Origin of the sequence: Rhizobium sp. AQ_MP, assembly GCF_014237835.1 — a bacterium.
In the GTDB taxonomy this organism is placed as follows: domain Bacteria; phylum Pseudomonadota; class Alphaproteobacteria; order Rhizobiales; family Rhizobiaceae; genus Allorhizobium.
This window is the reverse complement of record NZ_JACJVI010000074.1, coordinates 1-446: the sequence shown is the minus strand read 5'-3', so window position 1 is coordinate 446 and position 446 is coordinate 1. Positions and strand designations below refer to the sequence as shown.

Here is a 446-nt window from a genome sequence, read left to right as displayed (position 1 = left end):
CCCGGCCACGCCGACTACGTCAAGAACATGATCACCGGTGCTGCCCAGATGGACGGCGCGATCCTGGTTTGCTCGGCAGCTGACGGCCCGATGCCGCAGACCCGCGAGCACATCCTGCTCGCCCGTCAGGTTGGCGTTCCGGCCATCGTTGTCTTCCTGAACAAGGTTGACCAGGTTGACGACGCCGAGCTGCTCGAGCTCGTTGAACTGGAAGTTCGCGAACTGCTGTCGTCCTACGACTTCCCGGGCGACGACATCCCGGTTGTCAAGGGCTCGGCTCTGGCCGCTCTGGAAGACTCGAACAAGACGATCGGCGAAGACGCGATCCGCGAGCTGATGGCTCAGGTCGACGCCTACATCCCGACGCCCGAGCGTCCGATCGACCAGCCGTTCCTGATGCCGATCGAAGACGTGTTCTCGATCTCGGGCCGTGGTACGGTTGTGAC

General features: G+C 63.2%; 1 protein-coding gene. It reads left to right on the top strand.

The window, feature by feature from the left end; genetic code table 11:
- Positions 1 to 446: GTP-binding protein (locus H6M51_RS24275; RefSeq protein WP_246780679.1), on the top strand; the 446-nt coding region annotated here is incomplete at both ends.